This is a genomic window from Actinomadura sp. 7K534 (genome assembly GCF_004348575.1).
Lineage (GTDB): Bacteria > Actinomycetota > Actinomycetes > Streptosporangiales > Streptosporangiaceae > Spirillospora > Spirillospora livida.
The window spans coordinates 1-540 of record NZ_SMKB01000552.1 but is presented as its reverse complement, the minus strand read 5'-3'; the positions used below and the strand labels follow the sequence as shown (position 1 = coordinate 540).

1 pseudogene is annotated in these 540 nt (G+C 72.4%); it reads right to left on the bottom strand.

The features are described from left to right. Positions 1-220, bottom strand: a pseudogene (locus tag E1266_RS39135) (hypothetical protein); the annotation flags it as partial. Positions 221-540: the final 320 nt, after the last annotated feature.

The window sequence follows — 540 nt, the reverse complement described above, 5'->3', positions numbered from 1 at the left end:
CACCCCCACCACTGGCCACCTCACCCGCGGCCTCCTGCCACCCATCCCCCTCGTCCCCGGACTCCTCGGCCCGGGCCTCTTCGCCCTCGGTCTCCTCCCCGGCCTTCGCTCCGGACGGAGCCTCCGGATAGGCCCACCGAAGCACCGGCCTTCCACCCTCACTGCCGCTGGTCGGCTTCTCGCCGGTGGACTCCTCGCGCGTGGACTGCTCCTCCAGCACCGGTCGGGACGGAGCCTCCCGGTAGGCCCACCGAAGCACCGGCCCTTCACCCTCGCTGCCGCTGCTCGGCTTCCCGCCTGCGGACTCCTCGACCGTGGACTCTTCGGCCCCGGGCTCTTCGCTCTCGGGCTTTGGTCCGGACGGGGTCTCCCGGTGGGGCCGCCGAGGTGCCCCTTCTTCTTCACCGGCCGCTGATGTAGGCGCCTGCGCCTCAGGCCCGTCACCTTGCGGTGCCGCGGGTGTGCTCGCTGGCAGGGCATCGGTTTCGGGTGGGGGTGTGCGCCTTCGGGGATCGGAATGGGCGACGTGAAGCTCTCCGG